Source organism: Micromonospora sp. NPDC048935 (assembly GCF_043197875.1).
Classification (GTDB): Bacteria; Actinomycetota; Actinomycetes; order Mycobacteriales; family Micromonosporaceae; genus Micromonospora.
The window spans coordinates 94,742-112,915 of record NZ_JBICTZ010000001.1 but is presented as its reverse complement, the minus strand read 5'-3'; the positions used below and the strand labels follow the sequence as shown (position 1 = coordinate 112,915).

13 protein-coding genes are annotated in these 18,174 nt (G+C 71.6%); 5 read left to right on the top strand and 8 right to left on the bottom strand.

The window, feature by feature from the left end:
- The first annotated feature begins 86 nt into the window (after window positions 1-86).
- Window positions 87-461, top strand: a complete 375-nt coding sequence (locus ACGFIW_RS00520) for a PH domain-containing protein (protein ID WP_393310141.1) — start codon at window positions 87-89, stop codon at window positions 459-461.
- 17 nt (window positions 462-478) lie between these two features.
- On the opposite strand, the gene ACGFIW_RS00515 is transcribed toward ACGFIW_RS00520, so the two are convergent.
- Window positions 479-1,405 (bottom strand): 2-hydroxyacid dehydrogenase, encoded by a 927-nt coding sequence (locus ACGFIW_RS00515; RefSeq protein WP_393310139.1) that lies wholly within the window; start codon window positions 1,403-1,405, stop codon window positions 479-481.
- A 186-nt stretch (window positions 1,406-1,591) separates the two neighbouring features.
- Between ACGFIW_RS00515 and ACGFIW_RS00510 the strand changes: the two genes are divergently transcribed.
- The 3 genes from ACGFIW_RS00510 (at window position 1,592) to ACGFIW_RS00500 (ending at window position 6,290) form a co-directional block, all read left to right on the top strand.
- Window positions 1,592-3,409 carry a SpoIIE family protein phosphatase gene (locus ACGFIW_RS00510; protein WP_393310137.1) on the top strand — a complete coding sequence of 606 codons (1,818 nt, stop codon included), beginning with the start codon at window positions 1,592-1,594 and terminating at the stop codon, window positions 3,407-3,409.
- A gap of 81 nt (window positions 3,410-3,490) precedes the next feature.
- Window positions 3,491-4,663 (top strand): PQQ-dependent sugar dehydrogenase, encoded by a 1,173-nt coding sequence (locus tag ACGFIW_RS00505; protein WP_393310135.1) that lies wholly within the window; start codon window positions 3,491-3,493, stop codon window positions 4,661-4,663.
- A 61-nt stretch (window positions 4,664-4,724) separates the two neighbouring features.
- Entirely contained in the window at window positions 4,725-6,290 is a 1,566-nt protein-coding gene (locus ACGFIW_RS00500) for a metallophosphoesterase (RefSeq protein ID WP_393310133.1), read from the top strand.
- Window positions 6,291-6,668: 378 nt separating this feature from the next.
- On the opposite strand, the gene ACGFIW_RS00495 is transcribed toward ACGFIW_RS00500, so the two are convergent.
- Window positions 6,669-9,026 (bottom strand): pyruvate dehydrogenase, encoded by a 2,358-nt coding sequence (locus ACGFIW_RS00495; protein ID WP_393310131.1) that lies wholly within the window; start codon window positions 9,024-9,026, stop codon window positions 6,669-6,671.
- Between the two features lie 62 nt (window positions 9,027-9,088).
- A complete protein-coding gene (gene gatB, locus ACGFIW_RS00490) occupies window positions 9,089-10,588 on the bottom strand; it encodes an Asp-tRNA(Asn)/Glu-tRNA(Gln) amidotransferase subunit GatB (RefSeq protein WP_393310129.1) in 1,500 nt (499 codons plus the stop codon).
- Window positions 10,589-10,728: 140 nt separating this feature from the next.
- On the opposite strand from gatB, the gene ACGFIW_RS00485 reads away from it, so the two are divergent.
- Window positions 10,729-11,316 (top strand): hypothetical protein, encoded by a 588-nt coding sequence (locus ACGFIW_RS00485; RefSeq protein WP_393310127.1) that lies wholly within the window; start codon window positions 10,729-10,731, stop codon window positions 11,314-11,316.
- On the opposite strand, the gene ACGFIW_RS00480 is transcribed toward ACGFIW_RS00485, so the two are convergent.
- The 5 genes from ACGFIW_RS00480 to ACGFIW_RS00460 form a co-directional block, all read right to left on the bottom strand.
- On the bottom strand, window positions 11,301-11,930 hold the full coding sequence (locus ACGFIW_RS00480) for a DUF4276 family protein (protein WP_393310125.1): 630 nt from the start codon (window positions 11,928-11,930) through the stop codon (window positions 11,301-11,303). The two genes, ACGFIW_RS00485 and ACGFIW_RS00480, sit on opposite strands and share 16 nt — an antisense overlap.
- On the bottom strand, window positions 11,930-13,321 hold the full coding sequence (locus ACGFIW_RS00475; protein WP_393310123.1) for an AAA family ATPase: 1,392 nt from the start codon (window positions 13,319-13,321) through the stop codon (window positions 11,930-11,932). The genes ACGFIW_RS00480 and ACGFIW_RS00475 overlap by 1 nt, the downstream gene beginning before the upstream one ends.
- An 11-nt stretch (window positions 13,322-13,332) precedes the next feature.
- A complete protein-coding gene (gatA, locus tag ACGFIW_RS00470; RefSeq protein ID WP_393310121.1) occupies window positions 13,333-14,808 on the bottom strand; it encodes an Asp-tRNA(Asn)/Glu-tRNA(Gln) amidotransferase subunit GatA in 1,476 nt (491 codons plus the stop codon).
- A 76-nt stretch (window positions 14,809-14,884) separates the two neighbouring features.
- The gene (gene gatC, locus ACGFIW_RS00465; RefSeq protein ID WP_053659512.1) at window positions 14,885-15,190 is read right to left on the bottom strand and encodes an Asp-tRNA(Asn)/Glu-tRNA(Gln) amidotransferase subunit GatC; all 306 of its coding nucleotides are present in this window, start codon (window positions 15,188-15,190) and stop codon (window positions 14,885-14,887) included.
- 146 nt (window positions 15,191-15,336) lie between these two features.
- Window positions 15,337-18,090 carry an EAL domain-containing protein gene (locus ACGFIW_RS00460; RefSeq protein ID WP_393310119.1) on the bottom strand — a complete coding sequence of 918 codons (2,754 nt, stop codon included), beginning with the start codon at window positions 18,088-18,090 and terminating at the stop codon, window positions 15,337-15,339.
- Between the last annotated feature and the right edge of the window lie 84 nt (window positions 18,091-18,174).

Genomic DNA, 18,174 nt, shown 5'->3' with positions numbered 1-18,174 from the left:
CAACGACCTGTGTCACTCTACGACGTTCCGCACCCTCGGCACCGCCCGCCGCCAGCCGGATCGGCCGGGAATGGGATCATCGGAGGGTGAGTAAGCCCGACACGGTCCGCTTCCGGTACAACCAAGCCATCCTGGTCGCCGCGGTCATCGCCTTCATCGGTGCCCTGCCGCTGGCCAACGCCCGGGCCTACCTGCTGTCGGTGCTCTTGGTCCCGCTCGCGGTCGGGGTGTGGGCCTGGCGGGCCGGCACCGATGCCGACGCACGTGAGCTGCGCGTACGGGCGTTGTTCGGGCAACGCCGCATCGACTGGGACCGGGTCCTCGAGTTGACCGCCGACCAGCGCGGGCGAGCGGTCGCCCGGCTCGACGACGGCCAGCAGATCACCCTCCCGGCCGTCCGCAGCGTGGACCTGCCCCGGCTGGTCTCGGCCACCGGCCAGACGCTCCCCCACCCCGGCTGAGGCACCCGGGGCGGGTGTCAGTAGCCGTCGACGACCGCGTTGATCAGCGGCTGCCCGGCGGCGAACCGGCGAACCTGATCACCGACCAGCCGGTACGCCCGCGGCAGCAGGCCGCGCACCGACCCGGCCACGTGCGGGGTGAGCAGCACGTTCGGCATCGCCCAGAGCGGCGAGTCGGCGGGCAGCGGCTCCGGGTCGGTGACGTCCAGCGCGGCCGAGATCCGGCCGGTGCCCAGCGCGGCCACGAGTGCCTCGGTGTGCGCCACCGGCCCGCGGGCGGCGTTGACCAGCAGTGCCCCGTCCGGCATGGCGGCCAGGAAGTCCTTGTCGATCAGGCCACGCGTCTGGTCGGTGAGCGGCACCAGCACCACCACGACGTCCGCCTCGGGCAGCAGCCGGGGCAGTTCCTCGACGGCGTGCACCCCCTGCTCCGGGCGGGCCGTCCTGGCGACCAGGGTGAAGCTCACCTCGAAGGGGGCGAGCCGGTCGCGCACCGCGGTGCCGATCGAACCGGCCCCGATGATGAGCACCCGCTTGCCGGAAAGCTCGCCGGTCGGGGCGTTGCCCTGGTACGCCCAGCGCCGCTCGGCCTGGGCCCGGACGAACGCCGGGAACGCCCGCAGCTGGGCGAGGATCGCGGTGACCACCCACTCGGCGGTGGACGGGTCGTGCACGCCCCGCGCGTCGCAGAGGGTGACGCCCGGCGGCGTACGGCCGGCCCAGGCGTCCGCCCCGGCGGAGAGCAACTGCACCACGGCCAGGTCGGGCAGCTCACCCAGCAGCGCCGTCGCGTCGCCGCCGGTCAGGAACGGTGGCACCCACACGCGGACGTCGGCCACCGACGAGGGCAGTCGGTCGGCGTGCTCCAGGACCTCCACCGTCACGTCCGGGGGCAGCTCGCCCATCAGGTTGAGGCCGGCCTGGTTCGGGATCCATACCTTCACGTCAGCCGACGATAGTCCCCGTCGCCGCGGCGGGCGCGGGCGCGGGCGCGAACGGGCGTCCCGGGGGATGGCGCGTGGGGCCGGGGCGGGCGAGACTCAGCACACCGATGTTCGACCCGGGCCTGGACGAGGTATAACGAACTGTCGGCGGGCCGGTCGGCCTCCGTCCCAGCAGACAGGTGCTCGATGACCGACGGCTCCTCCGCCACCCCCCGGCGTTCGATCGTCGTACCGGCGGCGCTCGGCGACCCGGCGCGGCTGCGCGCGCTCGCCGACACCGGGCTCGACGCCACCCCGGACGAGGCGTTCGACCGGTTCGCCCGGCTGGTCAGCGACCTGCTGGACGTACCTGTCGCGCTGGTTTCCCTGGTCTCCGCCGACCGGCAGTTCTTTCCGGGCGCGTTCGGGTTGCCGGAGCCCTGGTCGGAGCGCCGGCAGACCCCGTTGAGCCACTCCTTCTGCCAGCACGTGGTGGACGTGGAGGTGCCGATGGTGCTGCCCGACGCCCGGCTCTACCCCCGGGTTCGGGACAATCTGGCCATCGACGACCTCGGCGTGGTCGCGTACGCCGGGATGCCGCTGACGGACCTCTCCGGGCGGGTGCTCGGTTCGCTCTGCGCCATCGACAGCAAGCCCCGCGCGTGGACCGCCGCGCAACTGCGGACACTCGCCGACCTGGCCGCCGCCTGCTCGTCGGAGCTGCGGCTGCGCATCGCGCTGGACGGCGCGCAGGAGGCGCGGCGGCGGGTCGTGCAGGCCAACGAGCGGCTGGAGCTGCTGGCCGGGGTGAGCGAGACTCTCGCCGGCACGCTGGACGTGGGCACCGCGCTGCGCCGGCTCGCCGCCGCCATGGTGCCGCTGCTCGCCGACTGGTGCCTGCTCACCCTGATCGGCCCGACCGGGCTGCCCCGCGAGGTGGTCTCGGTGCACCGCGATCCGGCCCGGGCGGCCGACATCGACCGCTTCGGTGAGTTGCTGCGTACCGGGCTGGGCCCGGACTCGATCATCCGGACGGTGCTGCGCACCGGCCAGCCCCGGCTCGGCGGCGTCGCGTCCCTGGCCGACGTGGCGAGGGGCACCACCGACCCGGAGATGTCGTCGATCGCCGCCCGCCTGGGCATCGCGTCCTACCTGAGCGTGCCGGTGCGGGGCGTCGGCGGCACCGTGCTGGGCGCGATCACCCTGGTCAACGACCCCAAGCGGCAGCAGTTCGACGACCGCGACCTGCTCACCGCTGTGGAGATCGGCCGCCGGGCCGGCCAGGCCGTCGGCAACAGCTCGATGTACGGCGAGCAGCGACACGTCGCCGAGGTGCTGCAACACAGCATGTTGCCGCGGCTGCCGGTGGTGGCGGAGTTGGAGCTGGCGGCCCGCTACCAGCCGGCGGCCGACCGGGTGCAGGTGGGCGGTGACTGGTACGACGCCTTCATCCAGCCCGACGGCGACCTGATCGCGGCGATCGGGGACGTGGCCGGGCACGACATCGAGGCGGCGGCGACCATGGGCCAGTTGCGCAACCTGGTGCGCGGCAACGCCTTCGGCCGGCCGGACACGGTCGGGGCGCTGATGAACAACCTCGACGGCGCGATCCGCGGCCTGCGACTGCCGATCGCCGCCACCGCGACGCTTGTCCGGATCTGTCCGCAGCACGCCGACGCCCACCAGGTGACCTGGTCCAACGCCGGGCACCCGCCGGCCCTGGTGGTCCGGGTCGGTGGGGCGGTCGAGGTCCTGGAGGCGACACCGGAGCCACTGCTCGGCCTGGCCCGGCCGTCCCCGCGGACCAGCCGGTCGACAAGCCTGGCCACCGGCGACACCCTGCTGCTGTACACCGACGGGCTGATCGAGCGGCGGGATCGATCCATCGACGAGGGGTTGGCCGAGCTGGTGGTCCGGCTGACCGACACCGACACGCTGCCCCTCGACAAACTGTGTGACCTGCTGCTCGCCTCGATCCGCCACCGTGAGGACGACACCGCGCTGCTGGCCGTACGGGCAAAGTGAGCGGTGTACCGGCCCGGGTCGCCGGCACCTGTCGGATCCGACGGGCCCGACCGGGCCGTCCGGCCGGCTACCCTGGGCCGGGTGAGAGCCCGTCCCTCGTACCCTCGCGTCCGTAGCCTCCGGGTGGCCCTCGCCGCATCCTGCGCGGCCCTGCTGTTCACGGCGGGTTGCAGCTTCGGCGAACCGGAGCCCGACCCGGCCGGCGAACCGCCCAACCTGCCCACCCCGTCCGCGTCGGCGAGCCCCGGCGGCGCCGGCCAGCAGGCGGTGGCGACGGTTCTCGCGAAGGGTCTGCGGGTGCCGTGGGCCATCGCCTTCCTGCCGAACGGCGCGGCGCTTGTCACCGAACGGGACAACGGCCGGATCCTCCAGGTCGGGCCCGAGTCCGGGCCGGACGGGCTGCGGGTCCGCCCGGTGCAGACGATCGCCGACGTGGCGGCGGCCGGCGAGGGCGGCCTGCTCGGCATCGCCGTCTCCCCCGACTACGCGCGAGACCGGACGCTCTTCGTCTACTACACGGCCGAGCAGGACAACCGGGTGGCCCGCCTGCAACTCGGCGGGCAGCCCACCCCGATCCTCACCGGCATCCCCAAGGCCAATGTGCACAACGGCGGCGGGTTGGGCTTCGGCCCGGACGGGCAGCTCTACGTCAGCACGGGTGACGCCGGCCAGCGTCCCCTCTCCCAGGACGTGAAGAGCCTCGGCGGCAAGATCCTCCGCATCACCCGGGACGGCAAGCCCGCGCCGGGCAACCCGTACCCCGGTTCGCCGGTCTGGTCCCAGGGCCACCGCAACGTCCAGGGCTTCACCTGGGACGCCGCCAAGCGGATGTACGCCGTCGAGTTCGGTCAGAACACCTGGGACGAGATCAACCAGATCACCAAGGGCGGTAACTACGGTTGGCCGGAGGTCGAGGGGCGGGCCGGCGACCGGCGGTTCACCGACCCGATCACGCAGTGGGCGACCTCGGACGCGTCCTGCTCGGGCCTGGCCGCCACGGACCGGCTGCTGGTCACCGGCTGCCTGCGCGGCAAGCGCCTCTGGGTGATGGAGCTGACCGACACCGGCACGCTGCTCGGTCAGCCCAGCGAATTGCTCACCAACCGGTACGGCCGACTGCGCGCGGTGGCCGCGGCACCGGACGGCTCACTCTGGGTGAGCACCTCCAACCATGACGGACGCGGCGATCCTGCCGGCGACGACGACCGCCTCCTGCGGGTGGTCCTCGCGGGTGGCGACGGCGGCCGCAGCTGATATTCGTCACCATCCGTTCAGGTTTACCAAGATCTTCCAACGGGCAGGTCAGAATTTCAGCATGGACGGGCAGCGCGACGAGCAGCACGACGACGCCGGTGACCGGGACGTCCCGGTGACCGACGGCGATCCGCCACGCCCGAGACGCTCACTTGTCGGCCCCGCCGGCCCGCTGCGCCGCATCGCTCTGGTGGTCGCCGTCCTCGCCGTCGCCCTCGCCGGGGCGGTGCTCGGGGTGCTGGCCGGCGGTCAGGTGGACACCGACATCGGGCCGTTCCGGGCCAACCTCAGCATCTCCCCCGCCCGCGACGGCGGCACCACCGTCGACATACCGCCACTCGGCGCACTGCTGCTCGACAGCCACGACGGGCCGACCCACCTCACCGTGCGGCTGGGCGCCCTTGACCAGGGACGCACCGAGGCGCTGATCGACGACCCGGCCAGCATCAGCCGGGCCAGCCAGAGCGCCGTGGAGGACGTCCGCTCCGGTGTGATGCGTCTCGGCCTGCGAGCCCTCGGCGCGTCGGTGCTGGTCACCCTGGTCCTGGCCGGGCTGATCTTCCGCAACGTCCGCCGGACCGCCTGGGCGGGTGGGCTCGCGCTGCTGGTCACCGCCGGGAGCCTCGGCACGGCGGCGGCCACCGTACGGCCCCAGGCGATCGAGGAGCCACGCTACGAGGGTCTGCTGGTCAACGCACCAGCCATCGTCGGCGACGCCCGCCGGATCGCCAACGACTACACGAAGTACGCCGAGCAGTTGCAACGCCTGGTCGGCAACGTCAGCCAGCTCTACACCACCGTCTCGGCGCTTCCGCTGCTGGAGCCGACCCCGGGCACCACGCGGGTGCTGCACGTCTCCGACATGCACCTCAACCCGACCGGCTGGCAACTGATCCGGACGGTGGTGGAGCAGTTCGGCATCGACGCGGTGATCGACACCGGCGACATCACCGACTGGGGCAGCGAGCCGGAGGCGTCCTTCGTCGGGTCGATCGGCCTGCTGAAGAAGCCGTACGTCTTCATCCGGGGTAACCACGACTCCGGCAAGACCGCCGCCGCGGTGGCCCGTCAACCCAACGCGATAGTCCTGAACAACTCGACGACGACAGTCGCCGGGCTGACCATCGCCGGCATCGGCGACCCCCGCTTCACCCCGGACAAGAACACCTCACCCGCCGGCAGTGGCCTGACCCAGCAGGTGGCCGACCAGGTGATCGGCGTCGGCGACCAACTCGCGACCACCGTGCGCCAGTCACCCCGACCGGTCAACATCGCGCTGGTGCACGACCCGGCGTCGGCCGGGCCGCTCTCCGGCACCTGCCCACTGGTGCTGGCCGGGCACACCCACGCCCAGCAGGTCTCCAAGCTGCCGCAGGCCCCCGGGCAGCAGCCCACCACGCTGATGGTGGAGGGGTCCACCGGCGGCGCCGGGCTGCGCGGCCTGGAGGGTGAGAAGCCGACCCCGCTGTCGATGAGCGTGCTCTACTTCGACCAGCAGAAGATGCTCCAGGCGTACGACAGCATCACCGTGGGCGGCACCGGGCAGGCCCAGGTCAATCTGGAACGGCACCTGGTGGAGAACCCCACCGGCGTGTCCCCCTCGCCCACCGTCAGCCCGACGGGCTGACGGCTGACGGCTGGCGGCTGGCGGCTGGCGGCTGGCGGCTGGCGGCTGGCGGCTGGCGGCTGGCGGCTGGCGCGGCGTCGGAGGGCGACCGCCGCCCCTCACGTGCGACAGAAAGTAACCAGGAACGAACCCCCACCACCCCTGCTTTTCCCCTTTGCTCTGCAGCCAAATCTGCACCAGTCACTGTCGGTGCGCCCCTCACGGCATCACGAGACAGAGCAACGGTCAGTTCGCGCTGTTCAGACCGGGTGGTGCATCGGCGGCAGCAGAGCAAAGGCGGGAGGCGGCGTGGTGTGAGTGACCGGGGCGATCACAGCGAGTGGTGAACGGATTCCTTCCTGTGCGACTCACTCAGTGTGATACCGCTCCCCGTCGCGGTCAGCGCAGGGCGATGGCCGCCAGGGCCGCGTTGACGATGCTGCCGGGCAGCAGGTCGTGCAGCTCGTACAGCTCGGCGACGGTGCCGGACTGGCCGAACTCGTCCACGCCGAGCGGCACCGCCGGCGCGCCGACCGCCGATCCGAGCCAGGCCATCGCGTGCGACGCGGCGTCGTGCACGGTCACCACCGGCACCCGGTCGGCGAACGCGGACCGCAGCGCGCCCGGCACACTGGGCACGGTGGCCGTCCGTACGCCCTGCCGCAGGGTGCGCTGCCAGGCCCGGTAGAGCCGGTCGAGACTCGTCACGTCGACCACGTGTGCGGCGATGCCCTCGTCGGCCAGCTCCGCGGCGGCGGCCAGCACCTCGGGCAGCACCGCGCCGGAGGCGGCCAGTTGCACCACCGGGGCGTCGGCCAGGTGCGGGTACGCCTGGTGCGCGTCGACCAGCCGGTACGCCCCGGCGACGACCTGCCGGCGCAGCACCGCGTCGCCGAGCCGGGCCCGGGCCGCCTCGAACGGCGCCTGGTCCAGCGGCCGGGTGCTCAACCGGAAGTAGTACGCGCCGTCCTCGGCGGGTGCGGCGGTTGCCGCCGGGGTCGACCCACCGGCGATCTGACCGAGCGCGTCGCAGAGCAGCCAGTCCAGGCTGGCGCCGTACGCCGGCTCGACGAACGTCACCCCGGGCAGCTCCAGGCCGACCGACGCGGTGATGGTGGACTGGTGGGCGCCACCCTCCGGGGCCAGGGTGATGCCGGACGGGGTGCCGGCCACCACGAACCGTGAGCCGGAGTAGGTGCCGTACAGGAACGCGTCGAGGCCGCGCAGCACGAACGGGTCGTAGACCGTGCCCACCGGCAGCAGCGGCTGCCCGGACAGGTCCCAGGACAGCCCGAGCTGGCCGAGCAGCAGGAACAGGTTCATCTCCGAGATGCCCAGTTCGATGTGCTGCCCAGCGGGGCTCTCGGTCCAGCGCAGCATCCGGTCCTCGGTCCAGGAACGCTGCTCGGTGGGGGCGAACACCCCGGTCTTGTTGATGAACCCGGCGAGATTGGTGGAGGTGGCCACGTCCGGGGCGGTGGTGACCAGGTAGCGGCCCACCTCCCGGTCCCGCGCCAGGTCCACGAGCACCCGACCGAAGACCTCCTGCGTGGAGATCGGCTTGGTTGCGCGTACTCCAGTGCTTTCCGGGACGGTGACCCCCAGCGCGCGCTGGCGGGGCGCGCGGGACAGCGCCTCCCGGCGGGCGCCGGCCCGGATCCCGGCCGGTGACGCCGGGTCCAGGCGGTCCCACTCGGTCTCCGGGGTCAACCCGTGCGCGGCGCGCAGCGTGTCGACCTGCTCGGTGCTGAGCAACGCGGAATGGTTGCGCGGGTTGCCGGCGATGGGCAGACCCCAACCCTTCACGGTGTACGCGAAGACGACGCTGGGCCGGTCGGTGACCGCGTCGCACTGGGCGTACGCGTCGAGCATCGCCTGAAGGTCGTGCCCGCCCAGGTCGGTGACGAGCGGGCCCAGTTCCTCGTCGTCGACCCCGGCGATCAACTCGTCGATACCGGCCGGCGCGCCGTCGAGGAACTGCTTGCGCAGCAGCGGGCCGGTCAACCCGAACAGCGACTGGTACTGCTCGTTGGGCATCGCGTCGATCCAGTCGCGCAGCGCCCCGCCACCCGGCCGGGCGTACGCCTCGGCGAGCCGACGGCCGTACTTGACCTCCACGACGTGCCAGCCGGCCGCCTCGAACTGACCCCGCCACTGGTTGATCCGGACGCCGGGAACCACCCGGTCCAGCGACTGGCGGTTGAAGTCGACAAGCCACATGACGTTACCCAGCCCGGTGGTCGCCGGGTCGGCGACGGCCTCCCAGATGTTGCCCTCGTCCAGCTCGGCGTCGCCGATCAACGCCACGAACCGGGAGTGCGGGCGGGCACCGAAGTGCGCGTCGACGTAGCGCCGGGTGGCGGCGGCGAAGAGTGGCGCCGCCGCGCCCAGCCCGACCGAACCGGTGGAGAAGTCCACAGCGTCCGGGTCCTTGGTGCGCGACGGGTACGACTGGAGGCCGCCACGGGCGCGCAGCCGGGGCAGGTAGGAGCGGTCCAGGTTGCCCAGCAGGTACTGGATGGCGTGGAACACCGGGGACGCGTGCGGCTTCACGGCGACCCGGTCCTCGGCGTCCAGGTGCGCGAACCAGAGCGCGGTCATGGCCGTGACCAGGGAGGCGCTGGACGCCTGGTGACCACCGACCTTCACACCGTCGCCGGTCGCCCGGTCGTGGTTGGCGGCGTCCACGATCCGGGTGGCGAGCCAGAGCACCCGCCGCTGGATCTCGTCGAGGACATCGAGGTCGTGCTGGGTCACGGTGGCTCCATTCGGGCGTCGCCGTTGACGCCCTCGCGAGGGGTGCGGGGTTGGTGTGCCGGTCAGCCCTGGACGCCGAGGCGCTCCAGGATCAGCTCCCGCAGGGTCTTCGCGTCGGCCTGGCCACGGGTGGTCTTCATGACCGCGCCGACCAGCGCGCCGACCGCCGCGACCTTGCCACTGCGGATCTTGTCGGCGATGCCGGGGTTCGCGGCGATCGCCTCGTCCACGGCGGCGGTCAGCGCGCCGGTGTCCGACACGACCTCCAGGCCCCGGCTGGTCATGATCTCGGTGGGCGAACCCTCGCCGTCGACCACGCCCTCCAACACCGTGCGGGCCATCTTGTCGTTGAGCTTGCCGGCGTCGACAAGCCCCTGAAGCTCGGCGACCTGGGCGGGGGTGGCACCGATCTCGGCCAGCTCCACGCCACTCTCGTTGGCCCGGCGGGACAGCTCACCCAGCCACCACTTGCGGGCCGCGGCCGGGGTCGTGCCCGCCGCCACGGTGGCCTCGATCAGCTCGACCGCGCCGGCGTTCAGCACCGACTGCATGTCCAGGTCCGACAGACCCCACTGCTCCTGGAGCCGACGCCGGTGCACCCGGGGCAGCTCCGGCAGGGCGGCCTTCAACTCGGCGACCCAGGCCGGATCCGGGGCGATCGGCACCAGATCCGGCTCGGGGAAGTACCGGTAGTCGGTGGCCGTCTCCTTCGAGCGACCCGGGGTGGTGTCACCGGTGTCCTCGTGGAAGTGGCGCGTCTCCTGGGTGATCCGGCCACCCGCGTCGAGCACCGACGCCTGGCGCAGCATCTCCGAGCGGACCGCCCGCTCCACCGACCGCAGCGAGTTGACGTTCTTGGTCTCGGTACGGGTGCCCCACTCCGCGCCCGGCCGGTTGAGCGAGGTGTTCACGTCGCAGCGCAGCGAACCCTCCTCCATCCGCACGTCGGAGACGCCGAGGGTGCGGATCACGTCGCGCAGCTCGGCGACGTACGCCTTGGCCACGTCGGGGGCGAGCGCACCGGTGCCCGTGATCGGCTTGGTGACGATCTCGACCAGCGGGATGCCGGCCCGGTTGTAGTCGACGAGTGACTCGGTCGCGCCGTGGATGCGGCCGGTGGCACCGCCGACGTGCAGCGTCTTGCCGGTGTCCTCCTCAAGGTGCACCCGCTCGATCTCGATCCGTACCGTCTCGCCGCCCACCTCGACGTCCAGGTAACCGTCGACGCAGATCGGCTCGTCGTACTGGCTGATCTGGAAGTTCTTCGGCATGTCCGGGTAGAAGTAGTTCTTTCGGGCGAACCGGCACCACTGCGCGATCGAGCAGTTCAGCGCCAGGCCGATCCGGATGATCGCCTCGATGGCCGCCTTGTTGGCCACCGGCAGCGAACCGGGCAGACCCAGGCACACCGGGCAGACCCGGGTGTTCGGCTCGCCACCGAAGTCGGTCGGGCAACCGCAGAACATCTTGGTGTTCGTGCCCAGCTCGACGTGGGTCTCCAGGCCGATCACCGGTTCGAAGCGCGCAACGACCTCGTCGTACGCGGGCAGTGTCGTGGTCATGAGACGCTCCAGGCGCGATCCGGACAGAACCCGTCCAGCCTAATGGGGTTGCCGGGCCGCGCTTCGCCCGGGTTTCGAGAACACCCTGCGACGGGCCCCCGCCCGGCGTGCCGGGACGGCGATCCGGGTAGGTATCGACTATGACGAACACGGGGGACTATCTGACGGAGGATCAGCGGGCCCGGTTGATCGCGGAGGCCCGGCGGCGCTCAAGCCGGCTGACCAAGGCCGCGGTGGTGCTGTTGGTGGTCACGGTCCCGGTCGCGTTCGTCGTCGGGCTGCTGATCGCCGACAGGGAGCGGGGTGCTGGCGGCCTGCTGATCCGGCTGCTACTTCTCCTCGTACCTGCGGCGGTGGGCGTCGCCATCGCACTGCTGGTGAACGCGTGGATGACGAGAAACCCGTCCATGTCGGGCGGCACCGACCCGACCAGCCTGCGGCGGGTGAAGGCGGCACTGCGTCACGGGCGGACCACTGACCCGCGGGTCGACGCGCTAGCCCGCAAGGAGGCGGAGCAGCAGATACGCCGACGGTGGCTGCCCTGGGCCATCGGTGTGGCTCTGGTGATGCAGGTGCTACTCGCAATTGGCACCGATCGAACGTCCACCCGATGGACATCCGGACTGGGGGCGGTGGCCTGGGCGGCGCTGCTCTGCCAGCACTGGCGCACCACCCAACGGGCCCGCCGCTATCTCACCGGCCCCACCTTCGGTCAGGCTGAGCGGTAACCCAGCCGGATCAGCGCGTCGCGGGTGTCAGCCCACCACCGCTGGTACGCGGGCACAGCCTGCAGACGAGCCAGCGAGACCAACTCACCAAGCTGGCCGTAGTGGTCGGTAGTCGAGCGGCTCACTCGCTGCATCACGCCGTTCAGCACGCTCTTCGGATCTGCCACTCGCTCCACCAGTCGCGGCTGTGCAGGCAGTCCCATCTCGGCATCAGTCCACCTGACTCCGAGCGCACCACGCAGCGCGTCACCATCCGCGAGAAGCCACGCCTCGGTCTCGCGCACCGGAACCACTGTTACCAGTTGCTCCGCCCGCTCCCCCCACACCTCACGCAGCGGTCGCAGCCACTCCGCATCAGTCCGCTCAGCGTTGGCGCCCTGATCGTGATGAAAGAAGATCAGGGAGAAGCTTGCCGGATTCTGCTCAACGAGCCCGATGACGTCAGCTATAGAGCACGGGCCTCTTCGGTCGCGTAACGGCTGAACGTCAGCGACCTCGACCGCGTCCTCAAATTCGGTCAAGCAGATCTCGGTCAACGCCCTGGCCAGCAACCTGGGAAGAAACTGGTCATCGGTGACGCCCTCGGAGACCAACGCGGAGGTCAGGTAACGCATCAGTTGTCCAACTCCGCCATGACCTCGAACTCGGCGATTTCTCTCGGGCTCACCACACTCCCGACATCCAACGCGTCGTCGATCGTGAGCTGCTGCGCCCCTGCAATCGCTCGCCACCGGCTGACCCGACTACGGGCTTGGCCGCGTTGCACGCGACTGACGACGTCCATGAAGACCGCGTCCGTTCGCAGCCGGGCGTGGGCGGGCTCCAACGCTCGCAGGATCGCCGGCGAGTGACTGCTCAGGATGAGCTGAGTCAGAGCGGCGCCCTCGGTTCTAGCGTCGATGGCCCGATCGACGAGATTCCGGAGATACCTGACGAACTGCGCGAGCCGTTGCGGAAAAATGCCGTTCTCAGGCTCTTCGAAGCAAATAAGACCGGCGCCCCTGGGGTCGTACAGCGCCGCCAGGAGGGCGATCGCCCGCAGTGTTCCGTCCGAGGCCACCCTGGCCGAGAACGGTGCTTCCTCCCGAGTCAGCACCTCCACCTGCCGCTGCCGGCGGGCCTCGTCCTCAGCAAGGCGCACCCGGATGACACCCGGAATGACGGCGGCCAAGTCAGCGGAGAGGTCGTTCAGCGCCCCCTCCGGCCTGTCGTCATTGCCGGTCTCGTCCGCCAACCGCCGCAACGTGTTGGCGAGGTGGCCTCCGTTGGCTGCGAGGCCGTCGGGGTCGTCGTAAGAATCAGGGGCACGGAGCGCGCTGGGATCCAGGTGCAGCAGACGCCACGACTGCATCTCCCGCTTGAGCGCGTACAACAGGGGGAAGTCTGTGGCCGTGGTCAGGCTGGACAGGACGGTGGCGGTGGCAGCCGTCGCGGGAAGCCGACGCTTACGCCCCTGATTGCCCTGCTGCCTGATGCTGAAGACGGGCCTGTTCTGCTCATCCTGCTCCGTCTCCAACGGATCGGCACCGGTGCGGTAGGCCGCCAACCGCTTACGCTGCTCGGCGTCGAACCGGGCGACCCAGGTATCGTCCGCCCGCCGGATTCTCCGAACCGCCTCACGGACGACGTACGGCCGCTGCGTGCCGCTGTGGCCGGTCGACCTGAGTTCAAGCGTCAGCTCATAACGAAGCCGCGAATGGTTGACTTCGGCCGTGTCACCAAACGCATCGGTAACCGATCTGTCCAGCAGCACTTCCACGGCAAACGACATCACCTCGACCGAGGATCCGTCGGTGTGCTTGTGGAACAGATCCACGATGTCGCCACGCATGTGCTGGGCGGCCTCAAGAACCGGGTCGCCGGCCAGTCGACCGAGGAACTGAATGGCGTCGAACAAGTTCGACTTGCCTGCCGCATTCCGTCCAATGATCACAAGGAAGGGCGGGATGTCCAACGAGAAATCACGGAAAGACTTGAACCCGTCAATCTCGATCCGCGTCAGCATCCCGCCCGCCCTCAGAGCGCCGGCGGGGTGAACGTGCCGACGGCGGACTCCAGCGCGGCGGCGACCCGGTACATCCGGTCGTCGGCCAGCGTCGGGGCCATCACCTGAAGGCCGACGGGCAGCCCGTCGGACAGGCCACAGGGCACCGAGATGCCCGGCCCGCCGTACAGGTTCGTCGGAATGGTGAACAGGTCGGCCAGGTACATCTGGTACGGGTCGGCGGTGCGGGCACCGATCGGGAAGGCCGTGAACGGGGTGGTCGGCGAGATCAGCGCGTCGACCCGCTCGAACGCGGCGGTGAAGTCCCGGGTGATGAGCGTCCGGACCTTCTGCGCCTGCCCGTAGTACGCGTCGTAGTAACCCGACGACAGCGCGTACGTGCCGATCATGATGCGGCGCTTGACCTCCGGGCCGAAGCCGGCCTCCCGGGTCAACGACATGACCTCCTCCAGCGACCGGTTGCCGTCGTCGCCGACCCGCAGGCCGAACCGGACGCCGTCGAACCGGGCCAGGTTGGAGGAGCACTCGCTCGGGGCGATCAGGTAGTACGCCGGCAGCGCGTACGCGAACGTCGGGCAGGAGACCTCGACGACCTCGGCACCCATCTTGGTCAGCGCGTCCACCGACTCGCGGAACGCGGCCATCACGCCCGGCTCCGCGCCCTCGCCGACGAACTCGCTCACGATGCCGAGCCGTACCCCGGTCAGGTCGCCTGTCGCGCCGAGCTTCGCCGCGGCCACCACGTCCGGCACCGGCTGCGGGATAGAGGTGGAGTCCCGCGGGTCGTGCCCACCGATCACCTGGTGCAGCAGGGCCGCGTCGAGCACCGTACGGGCACACGGCCCGGGGGTGTCCAGCGACGAGGAGAAGGCGACAAGCCCGTACCGGGAGGTGCCGCCGTAGGTGGGCTTCGCACCCACGGTGCCGGTGACCGCGCCGGGCTGGCGGATCGAGCCACCGGTGTCCGAGCCGATCGCCAGCGGCGCCTCGTACGCGGCCAGCGCGGCAGCGCTGCCACCACCCGAGCCACCCGGGATCCGGCTCAGGTCCCACGGGTTGTGCGTCGGGCCGTACGCCGAGTATTCGGTGGAGGAGCCCATCGCGAACTCGTCCATGTTGGTCTTGCCGAGCATCACCGTGCCGGCCTCACGCAGCCGCTGCACGATCGTCGCGTCGTACGGCGGACGCCAGCCCTCCAGGATCTTCGACCCCACCGTGGTCGGCACGCCCCGGGTGGCGAGCACGTCCTTGACCGCGACCGGCACACCCGCGAGCGGGCCCAGCTCCTCGCCGGCGGCCCGGCGCTCGTCCACCGCACGGGCCGCGGCGAGCGCGCCGTCGCTGTCGACGTGCAGGAAGGCGTGCACCCGCTCGTCGACCGCGGCGATCCGGTCCAGGTGCGCCTGGGTCACCTCGACAGCGGAGGTCTCCCCGCCGGCCACCAGGGCGGCGATCTCCGTCGCGGTCATTCTCGTCAGATCGCTCATGCCGTCACTCCGCTTCGCTCCGCGACGCCATGAGGCACCACAGCGCTGCACTGCCGATTCGCTCGCTCGCGCTCGCTCATGAGGCCACGTCCTCGCTCAGGATCCGCGGGACGCGGAACCGCTGGTCCTCCGCGTCGGGCGCGCCGGACAGCGCCTCCTGCGGGGTCAGACACGGCGTGACCACGTCCTCGCGGAAGATGTTGGTCAACGGCACCGAGTGCGAGGTCGGCGGAATGTCCGCGGCGGCGACCTCGCCGACCTGGGCAACCGCCTGGAGGATCACGTCGAGCTGGCCGGCGAACGTGTCCAGCTCCTCCTCGGTGACGGCGAGCCGCGACAGGCGCGCCAGGTGCGCGACCTCCTCGCGGGAGATGGCGGCCATCCGTGCCCCCTTCTGATGTCCTGCTGGTCGGGCGGTGTGCCGGCCGCGCGACGACTGGAGCGTGACGCGCGGTGACCGGAGCGAGTCTATTGTTCCGCTCCGGTGCCGCGTCCCCGGACTCCCCCTCCCGTCGGCCCCGTGCCGGGTCAGCGGGTGGGGCGGCGCGTGACGTCGGCCGGCGGGTGCCCGCCGGTCGGGCGCACCGGCCGGTACCGGGCCAGCCAGGTGGCCAGCTCCGCGGCGGGCATGGGCCGGGCGTAGAACCAGCCCTGCGCCGCGTCGCAACCGGCGGCGTGCAACATCCGCCAGGTCCGCTCGTCCTCGACGCCCTCGGCCACCACCCGCAACCCCAGAGCGCCGGCCAACTCGATCATCGACCGGACGATCGCCGCGTCGTCGGCGTCGTCGGCCATGCCGAGGACGAACGACCGGTCCACCTTCACCTCGGACAGCGGCAGCCGGCGCAGGTGCTGCAATGACGAGTAGCCGGTGCCGAAGTCGTCGAGCGCGATGCCCACCCCGATCCGGTGCAGTTGGGAGATGGTCGCCAACACCCGGCGCGGGTCAGCCATCAACGCGCCTTCGGTGATCTCCACCTGTAGCCGCTCGGCCGGCACCCCGTAGCGGGCCAACCGATCGGCGATCTGGTCGGCGATCTCGCCGGTGTGCAGGTCACGCACGCTCACGTTCAGCGCCGCGCGCAGGCCGATGCCGGCCGCCGACCACTTGGCGAGCTGCTCCACCACGTCGTCGACCACCCGACGGGTGAGCAGCCGCATCACGGCGCTCTGCTCGGCGACCCGGATGAGCTCCTCCGGGTCGACCATGCCCCGCCGCGGGTGCCGCCACCGCAGCAGGGCCTCGACACCGACCACCTCGCCGGTCGCGATGGCGATCTGCGGCTGGTAATACATGGTGATTTCCCCGGCGTCGTCGGCCGGCCCACCGTCCGCGTGCGCCCACCCCGTCGGTTCGAGCGGTCGCCCCGGTGCGCCCGGCCCGGTGTCCCGCCGCGACCCGAGACCGCCGTTGCCCATCGCGGCGACCGCGCTTCCGTGCGGCGACCGCCTGTCGTTGCCGAGCCCGGCGCGTCGATCCCCGGCCGGGCCCGGCCGGTTGCCGACCGTGGCGCGGGTGTTGCGGCCCCGGATCGGGTCGGCACCGGTGGCGATCCGTTTGATCAGCTCGTCGGCGTGCGCCAACTCGGCGCCGCCGCGTCGACGGCGCCCCCACCGTCGACCGGGCGGCGGTGCCGTCACGATCGCCGGCGCCGGGTCCGCGTGTGGCGCGGCCTCGGCCCCGGTGGGCAGCGCCGCCCCGTCACCGCCGCGCACCTCGGCCGTCGCATCGAGGGGTACGCCGACCGTCCGCTCCGCGCCAACCTCATCCGGTACGGAGTGCCGGCCGTTCCCGTCGCCCCGCCCGCCCTGCCCGGCCCGCTCGCTCTGCTCAACCTGCCCGGCCCGCTCGCCCTGCCCGGCCCGCTCGCCCTGCTCAGCCTGCCTGGCCCGCTCGCCCTGCTCAGCCTGGTCGACCCGCTCGCCCTGCTCGGCCGGCGTGGCCGGGTCGGCGTCGGACGGCTCGACGACCGGTGGGCCGGACTCCAGCACCCGGCGCAAATCGGCGAGGAGGCCGAGACGCTCGGCGGAGTTGTGGTCCGATTCGGGGGCGTAGACGGCCACTGTGTCGTTGCGGTGCTTGGCGTCGTACATCGCCACGTCGGCGTGGCGCATCAAGGTGGCGAAGTCCTCCCCATGCTCGGGGAAGAGGGCGATGCCGATCGACCCGCCCACGTCCAACGGAAGCCCGTCGAGCGGCACCGGCTCGGCCAACGCCTGGACCACCTGGTCGGCCAACTCCCGCGCCTGAGCGACGTCGGACAGCCCGGTCATCACGATGGCGAACTCGTCGCCGCCGAGCCGAGCGATCATCTGGGGTCGGGGCCGCAGGTCGGTGAGCCGCGCGCTCACCTCGACCAGCAGCCGGTCGCCCACCGCGTGCCCGAGGGCGTCATTGACGTTCTTGAAACGGTCCAGGTCGATCAGCAGCAGCGCCAACTGCCCGTCGGGTCCGCCGCGGGCCGTCCGCTCGGCATGCAGGTGCACCTGCTCCGCCACCTCGACCAACAGGGCCTTGCGGTTGGGCAGGCCGGTCAGCGGGTCGGCGGCGGCGAGGTGCTGCTGTTCGACGGTCAGCCGGGCCATCCGGTAGACGGCGAAGAGCGGCACCAGCACCAGCGGGATCAGCGCCGCGCTGACCCGCGCGGCGGCGACCAGCACCGGGGCGAGCAGCAGCAGCGAACCGGTGGAGAGCAACTCGAAGCCGAGCCCTTGCCGGAGGGTGGGCCACCACCGGTCGCCGAAGCGCAGCCGCACCGCCCAGCTGACCAACACGTAGTTGACGACGAACCAGGCCAGCGTCGTGCCACCGACGGCGGCCACGTCGGTCCAGTGCAACCGTCCGCCGGAGAAGATGGTGCCCGGCCCGAGCAGAATCACCCCGTACGCGGCGGCGAGCGCGCACGCGTACTGCCCGACGTTGAACGCCGTCCGCCACGCCGCGTGCCGCATCCGCCAGCCCGAGACGACGACACCCACCGCCTGCACCGCCACCGCCGGGCCGAGGCCCCAACCCAGCAGGATCGCGAAGGTGAAGCAGGTGGAGGGGAACACCGCCGAAGTTTGCCGGCGCCCCGGCGGGACGAACGGGCGGGCGTCGCACACCACGGCGAGCGCGGCCATCGTCCAGAACGCCACCGGCAGCCCGGACACCTCACCGGGCAGCGTCGCTAGTGGAACGGCGGCGGTCAGCGCGGCCACCACCAGGATGCCGGTGACGAAGGCAGCGAACGGCGCCACTCGCCCCGGGGGCAGCGAGTTGCGTGGATCGGCGACCTCCACCACACCTCCCGACCGGCCGTCGACGTGCCGGTGCGCGCGTCGTGACCCAATGAAACGCCCTCGGCCCCCGGTTTCCCGGTATGA

What these genes read in the sequence shown, in the direction of transcription:
- ACGFIW_RS00480 (WP_393310125.1), bottom strand. Translation starts at nt 11,930, where the DNA reads ATGCGTTACCTGACCTCCGCGTTGGTCTCCGAGGGCGTCACCGATGAC.
- gatC (WP_053659512.1), bottom strand. Translation starts at nt 15,190, where the DNA reads ATGGCCGCCATCTCCCGCGAGGAGGTCGCGCACCTGGCGCGCCTGTCG.
- gatA (WP_393310121.1), bottom strand. Translation starts at nt 14,808, where the DNA reads ATGAGCGATCTGACGAGAATGACCGCGACGGAGATCGCCGCCCTGGTG.
- gatB (WP_393310129.1), bottom strand. Translation starts at nt 10,588, where the DNA reads ATGACCACGACACTGCCCGCGTACGACGAGGTCGTTGCGCGCTTCGAA.
- ACGFIW_RS00500 (WP_393310133.1), top strand. Translation starts at nt 4,725, where the DNA reads ATGGACGGGCAGCGCGACGAGCAGCACGACGACGCCGGTGACCGGGAC.
- ACGFIW_RS00485 (WP_393310127.1), top strand. Translation starts at nt 10,729, where the DNA reads ATGACGAACACGGGGGACTATCTGACGGAGGATCAGCGGGCCCGGTTG.
- ACGFIW_RS00475 (WP_393310123.1), bottom strand. Translation starts at nt 13,321, where the DNA reads ATGCTGACGCGGATCGAGATTGACGGGTTCAAGTCTTTCCGTGATTTC.
- ACGFIW_RS00510 (WP_393310137.1), top strand. Translation starts at nt 1,592, where the DNA reads ATGACCGACGGCTCCTCCGCCACCCCCCGGCGTTCGATCGTCGTACCG.